Here is an 18,570-nt window from a genome sequence, read left to right as displayed (position 1 = left end):
GCCCCGCGGGACGTCCCGCGGGGCACCGCTCGCTTCGTCGTCCGGCTCAGGCCTTGCGGGCCCGGGTCGTCTTCTTGGCGGGCGTGGCCTTCCCGGTGGCTCCGGTGGCCTTCTTCGCCGCCGTCGTCCTGGCCGTCGCCGTCTTCTTCGCCGTCGTCGACTTGGCGGCAACCGTCTTCTTCGCCGTCGTCGACTTGGCGGCGACCGTCTTCTTCGCCGCGGCCGTCTTCCGGGCCGGTGCCTTGCGCGGGGCCTTCACCGAGGTCCCGTCGCTGATCCGGTCGGCGCCGAGGATCTCCCTGAGGAACTTGCCGGTGTGGCTCGCCGGGACTCCGGCGACCTCCTCCGGGGTGCCCTCGGCGACCACGAGTCCGCCGCCCGCACCGCCCTCGGGGCCCATGTCGACGACCCAGTCGGCCGTCTTGATCACATCGAGGTTGTGCTCGATGACGATCACGGTGTTGCCCTTGTCGACCAGGCCGGACAGGACCTTCAGCAGCTTGCTGATGTCCTCGAAGTGCAGACCGGTGGTCGGCTCGTCCAGGACGTAGACCGTGCGGCCGGTGGAGCGCTTCTGGAGCTCGCTGGCGAGCTTCACGCGCTGCGCCTCGCCGCCGGACAGGGTGGTCGCGGCCTGGCCGAGACGGACGTAGCCGAGGCCGACGTCCTTGAGGGTGTTGAGGTGGCGGGCGATCGCGGGGACGGCGTCGAAGAACTCCGTCGCCTCCTCGATCGGCATGTTCAGGACGTCGGCGATGGACTTGCCCTTGTAGTGGACCTCCAGGGTCTCCCGGTTGTACCGGGCGCCGTGGCAGACCTCGCACGGGACGTAGACGTCCGGGAGGAAGTTCATCTCGATCTTGATGGTGCCGTCGCCCGCGCAGTTCTCGCAGCGGCCGCCCTTGACGTTGAAGGAGAAGCGGCCGGGCATGTAGCCGCGGACCTTCGCCTCGGTGGTCTCGGCGAACAGCCTGCGGACGTGATCGAAGACGCCGGTGTAGGTCGCCGGGTTGGACCGCGGGGTGCGGCCGATGGGCGACTGGTCGACGTGCACGACCTTGTCGACGAGGTCGTCGCCGTCCACGCGCGTGTGGCGGCCCGGGACGCTCCTGGCGCCGTTGAGCTCGCGCGCCAGGTGGGTGTAGAGGATGTCGTTGACCAGGGTCGACTTGCCGGAGCCCGAGACGCCGGTGACCGCGGTGAAGACGCCCAGCGGGAAGGACACGTCGATGTCCTGGAGGTTGTTCTCCCGGGCCCCGTGCACGGTGAGCTGCCGGGTCGGGTCGAGCGGGCGGCGGATGTCGGGCAGCGGGATGGCCTTCTTGCCCGACAGGTACTGGCCCGTCTCCGACTCGGCGTTGTCCAGCAGCTCCTTCAGGGAGCCGCTGTGCACGACCTTGCCGCCGTGCTCCCCCGCGCCGGGGCCGATGTCGACGATCCAGTCGGCGACCTTGATGGTGTCCTCGTCGTGCTCGACGACGATGAGCGTGTTGCCCATGTCGCGCAGCCTGACCAGGGTCTCGATCAGCCGGTGGTTGTCGCGCTGGTGCAGGCCGATGGACGGCTCGTCGAGGACGTACAGCACGCCGACGAGTCCGGAGCCGATCTGGGTGGCCAGGCGGATGCGCTGGGCCTCGCCGCCGGACAGGGTGCCGGCCGCGCGGTTCAGCGAGAGGTAGTCCAGGCCGACGTCGACCAGGAACTTCAGCCGCTCGTTGACCTCCTTGAGGACCCGCTCGGCGATCTTCTTGTCCCGGGCGCTGAGCTTCAGCTCGCCCAGGAAGTCCGCGCAGTCGCTGATGGACATGCCGGAGACCTCGGCGATCGACTTGCCCATGACGGTGACGGCGAGGACGAGCGGCTTGAGGCGGGTGCCCTCACAGGTGGGGCAGGGCACCTCGCGCATGTAGCCCTCGAAGCGCTCGCGGCTGGCGTCGCTCTCGGACTCGCTGTGCCGGCGCTTGACGAAGGGGACGGCCCCTTCGAAGGGGGTCGTGTAGACCCGCTCGCGGCCGTACCGGTTGCGGTAGCGGACCTCGATCTGCGTCTTGTGGCCGTAGAGCAGGGCCTTCTTGGCGCGCTGCGGCAGTCCCGCGAAGGGGATGTCGGTGCGGAACCCGAGCGCGTCCGCGAGGGCGCCGATCAGACGGCCGAAGTAGTCCTTGGTGTGCCCGTGCGACCAGGGGTGGATGGCGCCCTCGTCGAGGGACTTGTCCTCGTCCGGGACGATCAGCTCCGGGTCGACCTCCATGCGGGTGCCGATGCCGGTGCACTCGGGACAGGCGCCGAAGGGCGAGTTGAAGGAGAAGGAGCGGGGCTCCAGCTCCTCGAAGGACAGGTCGTCGTACGGGCAGTACAGGTGCTCGGAGAACATCCGCTCGCGCTCGGGGTCGTCCTCGGGGAGGTCGACGAAGTCGAGCACGACCATGCCGCCGGACAGTCCGAGGGCGGTCTCCACGGAGTCGGTGAGCCGGCGCTTGGCGGAGTCCTTCACCGTGAGGCGGTCGATGACCACCTCGATGGTGTGCTTCTCCTGCTTCTTCAGCGTGGGCGGGTTGGAGAGCTGGACGGTCTCGCCGTCCACCCGCGCGCGGCTGTAGCCCTTGGTCTGGAGGTCCGCGAAGAGGTCGACGAACTCTCCCTTGCGCTCCCGCACCAGCGGCGAGAGCACCTGGAAGCGGCTGCCCTCCGGCAGCTCCAGGACCCGGTCGACGATGGCCTGCGGCGACTGGCGCGAGATCGGGCGGCCGCACTCGGGGCAGTGCGGCTTGCCGATGCGCGCGAAGAGCAGACGCAGGTAGTCGTAGACCTCGGTGATGGTGCCGACCGTCGAGCGCGGGTTGCGCGAGGTCGACTTCTGGTCGATGGAGACCGCGGGCGAGAGGCCCTCGATGAAGTCGACGTCGGGCTTGTCCATCTGGCCGAGGAACTGGCGGGCGTACGAGGAGAGCGACTCCACGTAGCGCCGCTGGCCCTCGGCGAAGATGGTGTCGAAGGCCAGGGAGGACTTGCCCGACCCGGACAGGCCCGTGAAGACGATGAGCGAGTCGCGAGGCAGGTCGAGCGAGACGTTCTTCAGGTTGTGCTCGCGCGCGCCACGGACGATGAGACGGTCGGCCACGCCGGTCCGCACCTTTCTTGAGAGAAGTGACAGGGGCGGGGCCCCCGTGCTTCTTCAGACTAGGGGGAGCCACTGACAACGCCGGTCGGATTCCCGGATGCATAACAATCCCCGGCCTTCCAGCATGCCCGACGCCGCACCCGACCATATAGCACGTGCATTCGATTTACGGCACTCCTTCACCACCTTCACCCGAAGGTGTGGCGGCACTAGGGTCAGGAGCATGATTGATCACGCTCATGACCTGGAGTCTGTACGTGGTGCGACCGAGCGGCTGCTGACCGCAGCCGCCACGATGGACAACGCGACCGTGACGCAGTCGTCACGGCTGCCGGGCTGGAGTCGCGGCCATGTCCTCGCACATCTGTCCCGCAATGCCGACGCCCTGGTGAACGTTCTGCGGGGTCGGCCCATGTACCCCTCCGCCGAGGCGCGCGACGCCGACATCGAGCGCGACGCCCCGCGCCCCCTCGACGTCCAGCTCGCCGACCTCCGTGAGAGCGCCGCCCGCTTCCAGGAGGCCGGGGCCGCGCCGGCCGACTGGTCGCGCACGGTCGAGCTGCGCAACGGAGTCACCGACTCGGCGTCCCGGGTGCCCTTCCGGCGGTGGGTCGAGGTGGAGCTGCACCATGTGGATCTCGGGACCGGGTACGAGCTGGAGGACCTCCCCGAGGATTTCACCCGGCGCGAGATCGACTTCCTGGCCGAGCGGTTCCGGGGCCACCCCGACGTACCCGCGCTCGTGATCGAGCAGGACGACGGCCGGCGGATCCCGACCGGCGGTGCCGGGGAGCCCGCGCTCGTGGTCACGGGCCGTCCGGCCGACCTCCTCGGCTGGCTCGCCGGCCGCCGCGACGGCTCGGCACTGACGGTCCACGGCGGCACCCTTCCCCCGCTGCCCCCGCTATAGGCTGACGGCCATGACGTACAGCGGACAGGTGACGGTCGGCGGGCCCGCCGACGTGCACGAGCTCAAGGACCTGATGATCACCAAGATCGCGGTCGGCCCGATGGACAACAACGCCTATCTGCTGCGCTGCCGGGCCACCGACGAGCAACTGCTGATCGACGCCGCCAACGAGGCGGACACCCTGCTGGGCATGATCGGTGACGACGGCATCGCCTCCGTCGTCACCACGCACCGGCACGGCGACCACTGGCAGGCCCTCGCGGCGGTCGTCGCGGCCACGCGTGCGCGTACCTACGCCGGCCGGGACGACGCCGAGGGCATCCCCGTCCCCACCGACGTCCTGGTCGACGACGGCGACGTCATCCGCGTCGGCCAGGTCGAACTGACCGCACGCCACCTGGTCGGCCACACCCCGGGCTCGATCGCCCTCGTCTACGACGACCCGCACGGCCATCCCCATGTGTTCACGGGGGACTGTCTGTTCCCTGGGGGCGTGGGCAACACCCGCAAGGATCCCGAGGCGTTCACCGGCCTGCTCCACGACGTCGAGACGAAGATCTTCGACGCACTGCCGGACGAGACGTGGGTCTACCCGGGGCACGGGAACGACACGTCGCTGGGCGCGGAGCGGCCGCACCTGCCGGAGTGGCGCGCGCGGGGATGGTGAACTCCGGGGCGTGCGCCCCGCGTACACCGCTTCGCACGCGCCCCGTGTGAACTCTTCGCACGCGCCGGTGTCACGCGCGCGCTCCCGGCGTACTTGGTTGCGCAGTCAACTGGGAGCAGCCCCGCACAGGATGACGGCTCCTGCGCGGTACGGGCCGCCGGTCTTTCATCCCCGCCCTCGACCGGCGGCCCCGGCAAGCTGTCCGAAAACAGTTCACAGGAATGCAACGCCCGTTCCCAATATGCGGACGATTGCCGTCGTGACCTCGACAAACGGGACAGTGGACTGTCACCCTCCCGCCATGCACCCTGCCCCTCGCGCCCTGCGCCGCGCCGTCGCCGCGGCATCGATAGCCCTGCTCGCCACCGCTGTCGGCTGTGCTCCGCAGTCCGACGACGACGCGACCGCCAAGGCCTCGGGGTCCACCGGAACCACCTGTGCCAAGGGCGAGTTGGCGACCGAGACCTCCGGCAAGCTGACGATCGCGACCGACGAGCCGGCGTACGAGCCCTGGTTCAAGGACGACAAGCCCGCGAACGGTAAGGGCTTCGAGTCGGCGGTCGCGTACGCCGTGGCGAAGCAGCTCGGTTACGACAAGAGCGCCGTCGTCTGGCAGAGCGTCCCCTTCAACAAGGCCTTCGCACCCGGGGAGAAGACCTTCGACTTCGACATCAACCAGGTGTCGATCAGCGCCGAGCGCAAGAAGGCCGTGGACTTCTCCTCCGGCTACTACGACGTGCGCCAGGCCGTCATCGCGCTGAAGGGCACCAAGGCCGCGAAGGCGACGAGCATCGCGGACCTGAAGGGCCTCAAGCTGGGCGCCCAGGTCGGCACCACGAGCCTCGACTACATCGAGAACGTGGTGAAGCCGAGCCGGGAGGCCGCCGCGTACGCGAAGAACGACCAGGCCAAGTCCGCGCTCCAGAACCGCCAGGTGGACGCCGTCGTCGTCGACCTGCCCACCGCCTTCTACATCACCGCGGCCGAGGTCACGGACGGCACGATCGTCGGGCAGTTCGAGAACCAGGGCGGCACGCCCGAGCAGTTCGGGCTCGTGCTCGACAAGGGCAGCGCGCTCACCTCCTGCGTGACCGGCGCGGTGGACGCGCTGCGCAAGGACGGCACGCTCGCCAGGCTGGAGCAGGAGTGGCTGTCGGACGCCGTCGACGCCCCGGTGCTGAAGTGACGCTCACGAAGGACGAGGCAGGCCGGGAAGGCACCGGTGACGCCTACACGCCGTCGCAGCGGCGGATCGAGCGGGAGCGCCTCAAGCGCACCCGTGCCCGCCGCGCGACGGCGATCGCCGCCGTCTCGACCCTGGTCACCGCCGTCGTCCTGTACCTGGTCGTCGTCAGCGCGCCCGGCTGGCCGCGCACCAAGGAGACGTTCTTCAACGGGCAGTACGCGCGCGAGGCGTTCCCCAAGGTCCTCGAAGGACTGTGGCTGAACATCCGGCTGCTGCTGATCTGCGGTGTCGCCGTGCTGGTGCTCGGCATGCTGATCGCCATCGCCCGCACCCTGCGCGGCCCGGTGTTCTTCCCGCTGCGCTTCCTGGCCGCCGCCTACACGGACTTCTTCCGCGGCCTCCCGCTCATCATCAACCTCATGATCGTCGTCCTGGGCGTCCCGGCGCTGCGGCTCCAGGGCGTGACGGTCGACCCGGTGTGGCTGGGCGGCACGGCCCTCACGCTGACGTACTCGGCGTACGTGGCCGAGGTGTTCCGCGCCGGCATCGAGTCCGTGCACCCCTCGCAGCGCGCCGCGGCCCGCTCGCTCGGGCTCTCCAACCGGCAGGCGCTGCGGCACGTGGTGCTGCCGCAGGCGGTGCGCCGCCAGGTGCCGCCCCTGCTGAACGACCTGGTGTCCCTCCAGAAGGACACCGGCCTGGTGTCGATCGGGGGTGCCGTCGACGCCGTACGGGCCGCCGACATCATCGTCGGACGGAGCCTCAACTACACGCCGTACATCGTCGCGGGCCTGGTGTTCGTGGCACTGACCATCCCGATGACCCGCTTCACGGACTGGGTGACGGCACGGATGGACCGCCGGCGGGCCCAGGGAGGAATCGCATGAGCGACGCAGACGGACCGGTGCTGCGGATGGAGTCCGTCCGCAAGACCTTCGGCGACTCGGTCGTGCTGCGGGACGTCGACCTGGAGGTCGCCCCGCACACGGTGACCGCGCTGATCGGCGCCTCCGGCTCCGGCAAGTCGACGCTGCTGCGCTGCGCCAACCTCCTGGAGGAGATCGACGACGGTGCCATCTGGCTGGACGGCGAGGAGATCACCGACCCGCGCGTCGACCAGGACGCGGTACGCCGCCGTATCGGCGTGGTCTTCCAGGCGTACAACCTCTTCCCGCACATGACCGTGCTGGAGAACATCACGCTGGCCCCGCGCCGGGTGCACGGCGTGGCCCGCGCGGAGGCCGAGGAGCGCGCACGAGAGTTGCTGGAGCGACTCGGGCTCGGCGGGAAGGCCGGCGAGTACCCGGACCGGCTCAGCGGCGGTCAGCAGCAGCGGGTGGCGATCGTACGGGCCCTCGCCGTACGTCCCCGTCTGCTGCTGCTCGACGAGATCACCGCGGCCCTCGACCCGGAGCTGGTGGGCGAGGTGCTGAACGTCGTGCGGGACCTGAAGGGCGACGGCATGACCATGGTGCTCGCCACGCATGAGATGAGCTTCGCGCGGGAGGTCGCCGACCAGGTCTGTTTCCTGGACGGAGGCGTGGTGCTGGAGCGCGGGACCGCCGAGCGGATCTTCGGCGACCCGCAGCAGGAGCGGACCCGGCGCTTCCTGCGGCGGATCGTGGAGGCGGGGCGCCTGTAGTCGGTGTAAGGGGCGCCCGCCATTGCGGGCGCCCCTTACAGCCCTAGGCCTCGGCCCGGGCGGGTCCCGCCAGCGCCGCGACCCGCTCCACGCCGAACACGTACCCCTGCACCCCGCAGCCGGCGATGACCCCGTCCGCGCGCAGCGAGACGTAGGAGTGGTGCCGGAAGGACTCGCGCTGGTGGATGTTGGAGATGTGCACCTCCAGCACCGGCAGCCCGTCACAGGTGTTGAGCGCGTCCAGGATCGCGACCGAGGTGTGCGAGTAGGCGCCGGGGTTGATGACGATCCCGCAGTGGTTCAGCCGCGCCTCGTGGATCCAGTCGACCAGTTCGCCCTCGTGGTTGGACTGCCGGAAGTCGATGGTGCCGCCGTGCGCGGCGGCGGCCTTGACGCACAGGGCCTCGACGTCGGCCAGGGTGTCCTTGCCGTAGATCTCCGGCTGCCGCTGCCCCAGCAGGTTCAGGTTGGGGCCGTTGAGGATCATGATCGGGGCGTTGGCCAGGGTGCGGGGCACGGTTCCTCCGGTCGGTGAAGACGGGCTGCTCGGACCCGGTTTATCACGGTGCGCCGCGCGCGGCGGGGCCCGTACCCTCCGGGCATGACGACGATCTCCTACCCGCCCAAGCCCGTACCCGGCGACCGTATGGCCGTCATCTCCCCCGGTGCCGGTCTGCCGGGGCTCTTCCCGCGCCCCTACGAGCTGGGACTCGAGCGGCTGCGCAAGGAGTTCGGGCTGGAGCCGGTGGAGTACCCGTCGACCCGCAGGATGGGCGCGACGCCCCGGGAGCGCGCCGACGACATCCATGCCGCGTTCGCCGACCCGGACGTCAAGGCGGTCATGGCGTCCATCGGCGGTGACGACCAGATCACCGTGCTGCCCTTCCTGGACCGGGAGTTGATCCTGGCGAACCCGAAACCGTTCTTCGGGATGAGCGACAACACCAACCTGCTGGCCTACCTGTACAACACCGGGATCGTCGGCTATCACGGCGCGACCGTGATGACCTCGCTGGGCCGGCCGGTGGCCATGAGCGCGCTGACCGCCGACTCCCTGCGAGCGGCCCTGTTCACCTCCGGCGCCTACGACCTCGCGCCCGCCGACCGCTGGCGGGACGTCGACCGCGACTGGGCGGACCCCGCCACCTTCACCACCGAACCGGAGACCCTCCCCGGCAACGGCTGGACCTGGGTGAACGCCGACCGGGTGGTGGAGGGCCGCAGTTGGGGCGGCTGCCTGGAGATCCTCGGCTGGCTGCTGATGGCCGACCGCGAGATCGCGCGCGACCTCAGCGAGTACGACGGCGGGGTGCTGCTCCTGGAGACCTCCGAGGAGATGCCGAGCGACGTCGAGGTCTTCCGCACCCTGCGCAACATGGGCGAGCGCGGCCTGCTGGAACGCTTCTCCGCGCTGCTGATGGGCCGCCCGAAGTCCTGGTCCTTCGAACGCCCCAACAGCCCGGCGCAGGCGGATCGTTACGCCGCCGCCCAGCGCGAGGCCGTACTGCGCGCCATGCGCATCTACGCCCCCCGCACCACCGTCGTCCTCGACGTGGACTTCGGCCACACCGATCCCCAACTCGTCATCCCCTACGGCGGTCTCGTCCGTGTCGACGGTCCCGCCCGGCGCATCACCGTCACGTACTGATCACCCCGTGCGCGCCCGCACGCCCCCGTAACCCGTGATCACTGTGGGTAGTTGACCCAGCATGCACGACGTACGCTCCGTGAGGACGCCCTCCATGCCGCGACTCGCGGCCGCCTCCCTCGCCGGGACGGCCATCGAGTTCTACGACTTCTTCGTCTACGGGACGGCCGCGGCGCTGATCCTCGGGCCGCTGTTCTTCCCGACCTTCTCGTCGGTCGCGGGGACACTGGCCGCGTTCGGGACCTTCGGGGTGGGGTTCGTCGCGCGGCCGCTCGGCTCGGTGCTGTTCGGGCACATCGGTGACCGGCACGGCCGGCGGCCGGTCCTCGTGGCCTCACTGCTGCTGACCGGCGCCGCCACGGTCGCGGTCGGGTGTGTGCCGACGTACGACACGATCGGTGCGGCCGCCCCGCTGCTGCTCCTGGTGCTGCGCTTCCTCCAGGGGCTCGGGCTGGGCGGGGAGTGGGGCGGGGCGGTGCTGCTGACCGCGGAGCACGCGCCCGCCGAGCGGCGCGGGCTGTGGACGAGCTTCCCGCAGGTGGGCCCCGCGCTGGGCTTCCTGCTCGCCAACGGGGTGGTGCTGGCGCTGTCGGCGACGCTGTCCGAGGCGCAGTTCGCCGCGTGGGGCTGGCGGGTGCCGTTCTGGGCGGCCGGGGTGCTGGCGGCGGTGGGGCTGTGGCTGCGCTCCTCGCTCCCGGAGAGCCCCGGGTTCCTGGAGATCGACGACCACGCGCGCGTGCCGCTCGCCGTGGTGGTGCGCGAGCACGGTCGGCTCGTCCTGGTGACGGCCGGCGCGCTCGCGGTCGGGTACGCGATCTTCTACGCCGTGACGACGTGGTCGCTCGCCTACGGCACCGAGCGGCTCGGGGTGAGCCGTACCGTCATGCTGACCTGCATCATGGCCGCGGTGCTGGTGAAGGGCGCGCTCACGCCGGTGGCGGCGCTGCTCGGGGACCGGTACGGGCGGCGGCCTCTGTGTCTGGCGGGATGTGCGGGGGCCGCGTTGTGGATGTTCCCGATGGTGGCGTTGCTCGCCACCGCGGAACCGCTGCTGATGTTCCTAGGCTTCCTGGGCGCGATGGTCGCGTTCATCACGATGTTCGCGGTGATCGCCGCCTATCTGCCGGAGCTGTACGAACCGCGGGTGCGCTGCACGGGGGCCGCGGTCGGCTACAACCTCGGCGGGGTGCTCGGGGGCGCGCTCACCCCGATCGTGGCGACGGCTCTGGTGGAGCACGGCGGGCGGGTGCCGTGGGGCGTGGGCGCGTATCTGACCGGGATCGCCCTGCTGAGCCTCGGGTGCTTCGCCTTGCTGCCGGAGACGCGGCCGGGGTCCGTAGCGGTGGCGGAGCCGGCTCTGGAGCGGCCCGTCACGGGTTGATCGCCAGCTCCAGGTAGGCCGCGAACACCACAAGGTGGACGCCGCCCTGGAGCGGTGTGGCCCGCCCGGGAACCACCGTCAGGGAGCTCACCACCACCGTCAGGGCCAGCAGCACCATATGGGTGGCGCCGAGACCGAGGACGAGCGGGCCGGAGAGCCACACGGAGGCCAGGGCGACCGCGGGGATGGTCAGGCCGATGCTGGCCATGGCGGAGCCGAGGGCGAGGTTGAGGCTGGTCTGCACGCGGTCGCGGCGCGCGGAGCGCAGTGCGGCGATGGTCTCGGGGAGCAGCACCAGCAGCGCGATGATCACGCCGACGACGGCATGCGGAAGGCCGGCCTTGGCCACCCCGGACTCGATGGTGGGCGAGACGCCCTTGGCCAGTCCGACCACCCCGATCAGGGCCAGGCCCAGCAGGCCCAGGCTGATCAGCGCGGCCCGGGCGGTGGGCGCGTGGGCGTGGTCGTCGACGGTGATCACCTCGCCCTGCCGGGTGATCGGGAGGAAGTAGTCGCGGTGCCGTACGGTCTGGGTCGCCACGAACAGCCCGTACAGGATCAGTGAGGACAGCGCGGCGAAGGTGAGCTGGGTGGTGGAGAACTCCGGGCCCGGTTTGCTCGTCGTGAACGTCGGCAGCACCAGGCTCAGCGTGGCCAGGGTGGCGACCGTGGCGAGGGCGGCGCCGGTGCCCTCGGGGTTGAAGACGGCGGTGCCGTGCCGCAGTGAGGCCACGAGCAGGCTGATGCCGACGATGCCGTTGCAGGTGATCATCACGGCCGCGAAGACCGTGTCCCTGGCCAGGGTCGCGCTCTTGTCGCCGCCGTCCACCATCAGGGTGACGATCAGGGCCACCTCGATGATGGTGACGGCGACGGCGAGGACCAGCGAGCCGAACGGTTCGCCGACCCGGTGGGCGACCACCTCGGCGTGGTGCACGGCGGCCAGCACGGCCCCGGCGAGCACCAGGGTCACCAGCACGACGACCGCCCCGGGCAGGTCACGGCCCCAGGTGAACACCAGCAGGACGACCGCGAGCACCGGCACGACGGACGTCCAGCTCGTGGCGAGCGACCTCAGCCGGGCGGTCATGCGGCGATCGTCGCAGAGGCACGCGGCCCTCGCACCACGCCGGGACTACTTGATTTCACCGGATTCCAGGACGTCGCAGTTGGTGTAGACGCGGTCGCCGATGGTCAGCGCGCCCAACTGCTCCGCGAGCCTGCCGGTCTCGGGGGCGTCGCTGTTGCGCATGGCCTCGTCGTACGAGTCGAACTCGATCAGGGCCAGATAGTGGTTGGGCTTGTCCCGGTCCTTGAGGAGCATGCGGTGGGTCGGGCCGCCCGTCCCGCCCGCGCTGCGCTGTCCGGCCTCCTCCATCAACTGCCGCATCTCGTCCAGGCGCTCGGTCTCGAAGCCGATGATCTGCACGAACTTCATGGCGTCTCCAGCCGGCCGCGGCGCCCCCGGGCCGGGGAACGCGCTCTGGAACAAAACAAGCACCGGGAGCGATACCCGGCAATTCGCCGCGCATCGCTCCCGGTGGTGGTTCTTCCTACGTCGGCCGTGGTCAGGCCTCGATGCTGTCCTTCGGGGCGCCTTCGCTCTTCTCCTGCGCCGCCTCGGCAGCCGCCTGCTTCCTGGAGGCCATCAGGCTGGTGACCGTGGTGACGATCAGGACCGAGCAGATCACGCCGAGCGAGACCGGGATGCTGATCTCCGGGACATGCACCCCGGACTCGTGCAGGGCGTGCAGCACCAGCTTGACGCCGATGAAGCCGAGGATGATCGACAGGCCGTAGCTCAGGTGGACCAGCTTCCTCAGCAGGCCGCCGATGAGGAAGTAGAGCTGGCGCAGACCCATCAGGGCGAACGCGTTGGCCGTGAAGACGATGTACGGGTCCTGGGTCAGACCGAAGATCGCGGGGATCGAGTCGAGCGCGAACAGCACGTCGGTGGAGCCGATGGCGAGCATCACGACGAGCATCGGGGTCATGACCCGCTTGCCGTTCTCCACGATCCACAGCTTGGTGCCGTGGTAGCGGTCGGCCACGCCGAACCTACGCTCGGCGGCCTTGAGCAGCTTGTTCTCCTCGAACTCCTCGTCCTCCTCGTCCGCCCGGGCCTCCTGGATGAGCTTCCAGGCGGTCCAGATGAGGAAGGCGCCGAAGATGTAGAACACCCAGGCGAAGCTGGCGATGATCGCGGCGCCGGCGGCGATGAAGATCGCGCGCAGCACCAGGGCGATGAGGACACCGACGAGGAGCACCCGCTGCTGGTACTGCGAGGGCACCGCGAACTTCGCCATGATCAGGACGAAGACGAAGAGGTTGTCCACGCTCAGGGACTTCTCGGTGATGAAGCCCGCGAAGAACTCACCGGAGGGCTGACCGCCGGCGAAGAGCATCAGGCCGAGGCCGAAGAGGCCGGCCAGGGCGATCCAGACGACCGTCCAGATACCGGCTTCCTTGATCGACACGTCGTGCGGCTTGCGGCCGATGAAGAAGTCGACCGCGATGAGGGCGGCGAGGCCCACGATCGTCAGGACCCACAGGGTCACGGAAACATCCACAGTTCCTCCGGCAATACGTAACGGCAAGTAACCAGCGTCGTCGCGCTGCCGGAGGTCTCTTCCACCCACGGTGGGCCGACGCCCCGGGATCAGGCCTGATCCGTATTGACGGGTACGCCGCGGTCGACAGGGAGTACTCCCCTCCGTGCCACCAACCGTACCCCAATCACCAAGGAAAGGTAAAGCGATTGGCAAAAGAAAGGTCAAAATCCCTGGTGGAGGTGGCTTTACGTGTACTTGGTATGGGCCTCCGCGACCTGGTTGAGGACCTGCTGGAGCACCTGGCTGCCGGGCGGCGGAAGCGGCGGTTCGTAGGTCCAGGCATGGCCGACCCAGGGGTCGGCGAGGTGGTCGTCGGGCACCGGGGTCAGCCGCATCAGCGAGCGCCACAGGGGGTCGAGAAGGGGCCCGTAGCCGGAGGCCTGCTCACGGTCCGCGACCATCATCAGATGGACTCCGACGGACGGTCCCTCGTCCGCGAGGTAGCGGAGCCGGGTCACGGCACGGTCGTCGAAGCCGTGCGGGAAGTCGTTGACGATCAGGAGCTGCTCGGCGGTGTCGAGGCCGGGCGGGAGGGCGTCGGCCGCTCCGCCGCGCACCGCCATCTGCACGAGGTCGACGCGTTCGGTGAGACGGGCCAGTACGTCCGTCACGCCCGCGGCGCCGACGGCGGGCGGGGCGGCGAGCACGCCGGACCACACCAGCGGGGCGAGCGCCTGCGTCCCCGAGCCGGCCGGGTCGATGACGTGCAGGGTGTAGTCCCCGGCGGGGTGGACGGCGAGCAGCCGGGCCGCGAGCGCCACGGCCGTGTCCATGGCGAGGCGGTGCAGTTCGTGGGAGTCGAGGAACGAGCCGTCGAGGGATCCGGCCGCCCCGCTGTCGATCCACAGGCCGCGCTCCAGGGGCAGCCGGACCAGCATGGGGATGCGCAGCTCGGCGCTCTCGGGCAGATGCAGGTCGCCCAGGCGCACGGCCATCGGCACCTCGAACGGCACCCGGTAGCCGTGCCAGACGGGGTTGTCCCAGCGGGCGTAGGCCGGCGGGAGGGCGGGTTCGACCACGTCCGACTCGGCGGTGAGCTGGCCGAGGTCCCGGTCGTAGGCCGCGCGGGCCTGTTCGACGAGCTGGGCGTGCTTGGCGCGGGCCGCCTCCCGTGCGGCGTCGCCCTGTCCGCCGATCCGGTTGCGCGGGTCGGCGAGGGCCGCGTCCAGCTCCTTCTCCATGCGTGACTCCGCGAAGTCCACGGCACTGCGGTAGGCGGCCGTGGAGCGGGCCAGGTCCTCGAACATGCCCCACACCTGGTTGTAGAGGCGCTCCTCCATGGACCAGCCGGTGGCGTCCCCGGCGACGGGCCGCGCGGGCTGCCCCGGCTGTGCGGGGGGTGCGGCGGGCGGGGGCGGCGGCGGGGCGGTGTTCTGCCGCCGGGGGTGGCTGTAGTCGATCGGACCGCCGGCGGTCGGCGGCTGCCCGGTCGGGTCCGCGGGACCCTGGGTGGGTCCGGGCTGCGTCGGACCTGCCGCCGGAGTGCCCGGTGCGCCGTATGGGGAGGCGGGCTGCGGTGTGCCGGGGACCGGCCCACCGCTCGGGGGCTGTGTGCCGTACGGCGACAGCGGCTGCGTACTGCCGGGGGACGGTGACTGCGGTACGGCACCGGGGGCGCCCTGGGCCGCGGACGCGCCCTGGTCCGGGCCCGGCGCCGGGGTGGCCGTCTGCCGGGGGCGGTCGCCGTCCGCGGTGAGCGGTGGTGGCATCGGCACCGCGCGGGCCAGGCCGCGGGCCACCGCCTCGTGGATGTCGTGGGCGAGCTGCTGGGCCTGGGGAAGGCCCTGGTCGGTGAGGAGTTCGGCGAGGCCGCCCGCGTACCCCTGCCCCACGGCACGTACCTTCCAGGCGCCCTGGCGGCGGTAGAGCTCCAGCGCGACGACCGCCGACTCGGCGTCCAGGCCGGTGAGGGTGTAGCTGGCGAGCTCGGTGCCGTCGAGGCCGGTGACCGCGACGAAGGGGGCGGCGACGGCGCCGAAGCGCACGGGGCCGCCCGCCGCGGGCAGCGCGAGCAGCACATGGACCCGGTGGACGGTCTCGGGCAGCGCGCCGAGGTCGACGGCGAGGCGGTGGTCGGCGGCCGCCTGCCGGGAGACCTCCAGCCCCGGCAGGGTGGGCGCGCCCGGGTGCAGGACCCATTCGACGCCGTGCACCCTGCCCTGCTCGTCGCCGAGCGTGGCTCCGGCCACGACCGGCGTGCCGGCCGCGATCCGGATCTCGAGTCGGGCCTGGGAGAGCGGGTGGTTCTGCCCCCGCACCAGCTCGGCCGTCATCGCCTTCTCCCCCCGTGTCGTGGTGTCGGTCGGATGCCGCTCGGCCGGCCGGTTACAGGTGCGGCAGGATCGCCGGCATCAGGTCCTGGAAGGTGCGGCCGTTGGCCGGGGTGCCGAGGGCCGTCATGCTCCAGCCCGAACCCGCCCGGTGCACCTTCGCCATGATCTGGGCGGTGTAGGCGCCGCCGCCGGCGAGCGTGTAGCGGGCGAGCTCGTCGCCGTTCGTCTCGTCGACCAGTCGGCAGAAGGCGTTCTGCACCTCCTGGAAGGTCTGGCCCGTGAAGGAGTTCACGGTGAAGACGATCTGGTCGATGTGGACCGGCACGCGGGAGAGGTCGACGAGGATCGCCTCGTCGTCCCCGCCCTGGCCGACGCCGCCGACGAGGTTGTCACCGGTGTGCTTGACCGAACCGTCGTCGCTCACCAGGTGGCGGAAGAAGACGACGTCGACGGGCTGCTTGTCCGCGAACAGCACGGCGGAGGCGTCCAGGTCGACCTCCCGCGTGCGCGAGCCGAACAGGCCGCGCCGGGGAGCCGCCTGCCAGCCGAGGCCCATGCGCACCGCGGTCAGGCTGCCTCCGTCGTTCTTCTGCAGACTGATGGCCTGACCCTTGGTCATGTTGACGGTCACGCGCCGAACCCCTCTCGCTGTCCCCTGTTGCCGCGGCCCCCGCGGTTGTCCAGAACCCTACGCAGGGCCGCCGACGGTGACGCACCCCGAAGCGCACTTTGTGTCGGTCTTGCAACACAGCGCGATGCGGTCAGGCCAGGCCCGCCTCCTTCATCTGCCGGAGCTCCTTCTTCATCTCCGAGACCTCGTCGCGCAGCCGGGCCGCGATCTCGAACTGGAGGTCCGCGGCGGCGGCACGCATGCGTGCCGTCATCTCCTCGATCTGCTCGGTGAGTTCGGCGGCGGGACGGTCCGTCGGGACGGTCTCCTTGGCCTTGCCCTTGGCGGCCTTGGTGCCGGCCGCCTTGCCGCCGAGGGCGGGCACGGGCGCCTTGGCCGGCTTGCCGTCCTTGCTCTTGCGGTAGCCGGAGCCGAGCAGTTGCTCGGTGTCCACGTCCTCGCGGGCGATCTGCGCGACGATGTCGTTGATCTTCTTGCGCAGCGGCTGGGGGTCGATGCCCCGCTCCTTGTTGTACGCGACCTGCTTCTCCCGGCGGCGGTTGGTCTCCTCGATGGCCTTCTCCATCGCCGGGGTGATCTTGTCGGCGTACATGTGGACCTGGCCGGAGACATTGCGTGCCGCGCGGCCGATGGTCTGGATCAGGGAGGTGCCGGAGCGCAGGAAGCCCTCCTTGTCGGCGTCGAGGATCGCGACCAGGGACACCTCGGGCAGGTCGAGGCCCTCCCGCAGGAGGTTGATGCCGACCAGGACGTCGAACTCGCCGGAGCGCAGCTCGCGCAGCAGCTCCACGCGGCGCAGGGTGTCGACGTCGCTGTGCAGATAGCGGACCTGGATGCCGAGCTCCAGGAAGTAGTCGGTGAGGTCCTCGGCCATCTTCTTGGTGAGCGTGGTGACCAGGACACGCTCGTCCTTCTCGGTGCGGGTACGGATCTCGTGCACCAGGTCGTCGATCTGGCCCTCGGTGGGCTTGACGACGACCTCGGGGTCGACCAGGCCGGTGGGGCGGATGATCTGCTCGACGACGCCGTCCCCGCGCGAGAGCTCGTACTTGCCGGGCGTGGCCGACAGGTAGACGGTCTGGCCGATGCGCTCCGTGAACTCCTCCCACTTCAGGGGGCGGTTGTCCAGGGCGGACGGGAGGCGGAAGCCGTGGTCGACGAGGGTGCGCTTGCGGGAGGCGTCGCCCTCGTACATCGCGCCGATCTGGGGCACGGTGACGTGCGACTCGTCGATGACGAGCAGGAAGTCGTCCGGGAAGTAGTCCAGCAGGGTGTTCGGCGGGGAGCCGGGCAGGCGGCCGTCGAAGTGCATCGAGTAGTTCTCCACGCCGGAGCAGGAGCCGATCTGGCGGAGCATCTCGAGGTCGTAGGTGGTGCGCATCCTCAGGCGCTGGGCCTCCAGGAGCTTGCCCTGCTTCTCCAGCTCGGCCAGGCGCTCCCCGAGCTCCTTCTCGATGTCGTTGACGGCCCGCTCCATGCGCTCGGGACCCGCGACGTAGTGGGAGGCCGGGAAGACGTACAGGTGCTCGTCGTCGCTGATGATCTCGCCGGTGAGCGGGTGGAGCGTCGAGAGGGCCTCGATCTCGTCGCCGAACATCTCGATGCGGACGGCGAGCTCCTCGTAGACCGGGAAGATCTCGATGGTGTCGCCGCGGACGCGGAAGGTGCCGCGGCTGAAGGCCAGGTCGTTGCGCGTGTACTGGATGTCCACGAAGCGGCGCAGGAGCTGGTCGCGGTCGATCTCGTCGCCGACCCTGAGGGGGACCATGCGGTCCACGTACTCCTGGGGCGTACCGAGGCCGTAGATGCAGGAGACGGACGCGACCACGACGACGTCACGGCGGGTGAGCAGCGAGTTGGTCGCGGAGTGGCGCAGCCGCTCGACCTCCTCGTTGATCGAGGAGTCCTTCTCGATGTAGGTGTCCGACTGCGGGACGTAGGCCTCGGGCTGGTAGTAGTCGTAGTACGAGACGAAGTACTCGACGGCGTTGTTCGGCAGCAGCTCGCGGAACTCGTTCGCGAGCTGGGCGGCCAGCGTCTTGTTCGGGGCCATCACGAGGGTCGGGCGCTGGAGCTTCTCGATCATCCACGCGGTGGTGGCGGACTTTCCGGTGCCGGTCGCGCCGAGCAGGACGACGTCCTTCTCACCTGCCTCGATGCGCTTGGCCAGCTCGGCGATCGCCGCGGGCTGGTCGCCGCTGGGCTGGTAGGAACTGACGACCTCGAAAGGCGCCACCGTACGTTCGATGTGGGAAACGGGCCGCATGGAGTCAACCGTACGACTCCCCACTGACAACGCGGTGGGATCTGGGGGGTGTGGGGGCTTAGGGAGGGGTGGGGTGGGGGCTGGGGGGGGACGTACGACGGTCTGGGGTGGGTCGGGGACGAGCGGGGCGCCGGCCGAGGAACCGGGCAGCGGTGGCGCAGCCTGCCCCGGCCGTGAGGACCGTACGCCGCGGCAGCGGGAGGGGGGCACGTCAGGCAGGCGGGCCGTGCGGC

At 70.4% G+C, this 18,570-nt stretch carries 15 protein-coding genes; 7 read left to right on the top strand and 8 right to left on the bottom strand.

Features of this window, described 5'->3' with window-relative positions:
• Positions 1-46: 46 nt before the first annotated feature.
• Positions 47-3,121, bottom strand: coding sequence for an excinuclease ABC subunit UvrA (uvrA, locus tag ACZ66S_RS29465; RefSeq protein ID WP_469904571.1), 3,075 nt, complete (start codon positions 3,119-3,121; stop codon positions 47-49).
• 223 nt (positions 3,122-3,344) lie between these two features.
• Here uvrA and ACZ66S_RS29460 point away from each other — a divergent pair, with 223 nt between their 5' ends.
• From ACZ66S_RS29460 to ACZ66S_RS29440, 5 genes are all read left to right on the top strand, one after another.
• Positions 3,345-4,031 carry a maleylpyruvate isomerase family mycothiol-dependent enzyme gene (locus ACZ66S_RS29460; RefSeq protein WP_469904570.1) on the top strand — a complete coding sequence of 229 codons (687 nt, stop codon included), beginning with the start codon at positions 3,345-3,347 and terminating at the stop codon, positions 4,029-4,031.
• 10 nt (positions 4,032-4,041) lie between these two features.
• On the top strand, positions 4,042-4,698 hold the full coding sequence (locus ACZ66S_RS29455) for an MBL fold metallo-hydrolase (RefSeq protein WP_469904569.1): 657 nt from the start codon (positions 4,042-4,044) through the stop codon (positions 4,696-4,698).
• Positions 4,699-4,999: 301 nt separating this feature from the next.
• Entirely contained in the window at positions 5,000-5,884 is an 885-nt protein-coding gene (locus ACZ66S_RS29450; RefSeq protein WP_469904568.1) for an ABC transporter substrate-binding protein, read from the top strand.
• Positions 5,881-6,771, top strand: a complete 891-nt coding sequence (locus ACZ66S_RS29445; protein WP_469904567.1) for an amino acid ABC transporter permease — start codon at positions 5,881-5,883, stop codon at positions 6,769-6,771. The genes ACZ66S_RS29450 and ACZ66S_RS29445 overlap by 4 nt, the downstream gene beginning before the upstream one ends.
• Positions 6,768-7,526, top strand: a complete 759-nt coding sequence (locus tag ACZ66S_RS29440) for an amino acid ABC transporter ATP-binding protein (RefSeq protein ID WP_469904566.1) — start codon at positions 6,768-6,770, stop codon at positions 7,524-7,526. The genes ACZ66S_RS29445 and ACZ66S_RS29440 overlap by 4 nt, the downstream gene beginning before the upstream one ends.
• 43 nt (positions 7,527-7,569) lie before the next feature.
• Here the strand turns inward: ACZ66S_RS29440 and aroQ are convergent, their stop codons facing one another.
• A complete protein-coding gene (aroQ, locus tag ACZ66S_RS29435; protein ID WP_469904565.1) occupies positions 7,570-8,043 on the bottom strand; it encodes a type II 3-dehydroquinate dehydratase in 474 nt (157 codons plus the stop codon).
• Between the two features lie 84 nt (positions 8,044-8,127).
• On the opposite strand from aroQ, the gene ACZ66S_RS29430 reads away from it, so the two are divergent.
• Positions 8,128-9,174, top strand: a complete 1,047-nt coding sequence (locus ACZ66S_RS29430) for a S66 family peptidase (RefSeq protein ID WP_469904564.1) — start codon at positions 8,128-8,130, stop codon at positions 9,172-9,174.
• Between the two features lie 94 nt (positions 9,175-9,268).
• Positions 9,269-10,555 (top strand): MFS transporter, encoded by a 1,287-nt coding sequence (locus ACZ66S_RS29425; protein WP_469904563.1) that lies wholly within the window; start codon positions 9,269-9,271, stop codon positions 10,553-10,555.
• Here the strand turns inward: ACZ66S_RS29425 and ACZ66S_RS29420 are convergent.
• From ACZ66S_RS29420 to uvrB, 6 genes are all read right to left on the bottom strand, one after another.
• The gene (locus tag ACZ66S_RS29420) at positions 10,545-11,645 is read right to left on the bottom strand and encodes a calcium:cation antiporter (protein WP_469904562.1); all 1,101 of its coding nucleotides are present in this window, start codon (positions 11,643-11,645) and stop codon (positions 10,545-10,547) included. The genes ACZ66S_RS29425 and ACZ66S_RS29420 overlap by 11 nt on opposite strands.
• 45 nt (positions 11,646-11,690) lie before the next feature.
• Positions 11,691-11,993, bottom strand: a complete 303-nt coding sequence (locus ACZ66S_RS29415; RefSeq protein WP_469904561.1) for a hypothetical protein — start codon at positions 11,991-11,993, stop codon at positions 11,691-11,693.
• 130 nt (positions 11,994-12,123) lie between these two features.
• The gene (locus ACZ66S_RS29410) at positions 12,124-13,125 is read right to left on the bottom strand and encodes a TerC/Alx family metal homeostasis membrane protein (protein WP_469904560.1); all 1,002 of its coding nucleotides are present in this window, start codon (positions 13,123-13,125) and stop codon (positions 12,124-12,126) included.
• A gap of 227 nt (positions 13,126-13,352) precedes the next feature.
• A complete protein-coding gene (locus ACZ66S_RS29405) occupies positions 13,353-15,440 on the bottom strand; it encodes a TerD family protein (RefSeq protein ID WP_469904559.1) in 2,088 nt (695 codons plus the stop codon).
• A gap of 52 nt (positions 15,441-15,492) precedes the next feature.
• Entirely contained in the window at positions 15,493-16,071 is a 579-nt protein-coding gene (locus ACZ66S_RS29400) for a TerD family protein (protein WP_053853069.1), read from the bottom strand.
• Positions 16,072-16,201: 130 nt separating this feature from the next.
• The gene (uvrB, locus tag ACZ66S_RS29395) at positions 16,202-18,337 is read right to left on the bottom strand and encodes an excinuclease ABC subunit UvrB (RefSeq protein WP_469904558.1); all 2,136 of its coding nucleotides are present in this window, start codon (positions 18,335-18,337) and stop codon (positions 16,202-16,204) included.
• Positions 18,338-18,570: the final 233 nt, after the last annotated feature.

It is taken from the genome of Streptomyces sp. NPDC107471 (assembly GCF_055582845.1).
This window is presented reverse-complemented; position numbering and strand designations above follow the sequence as displayed.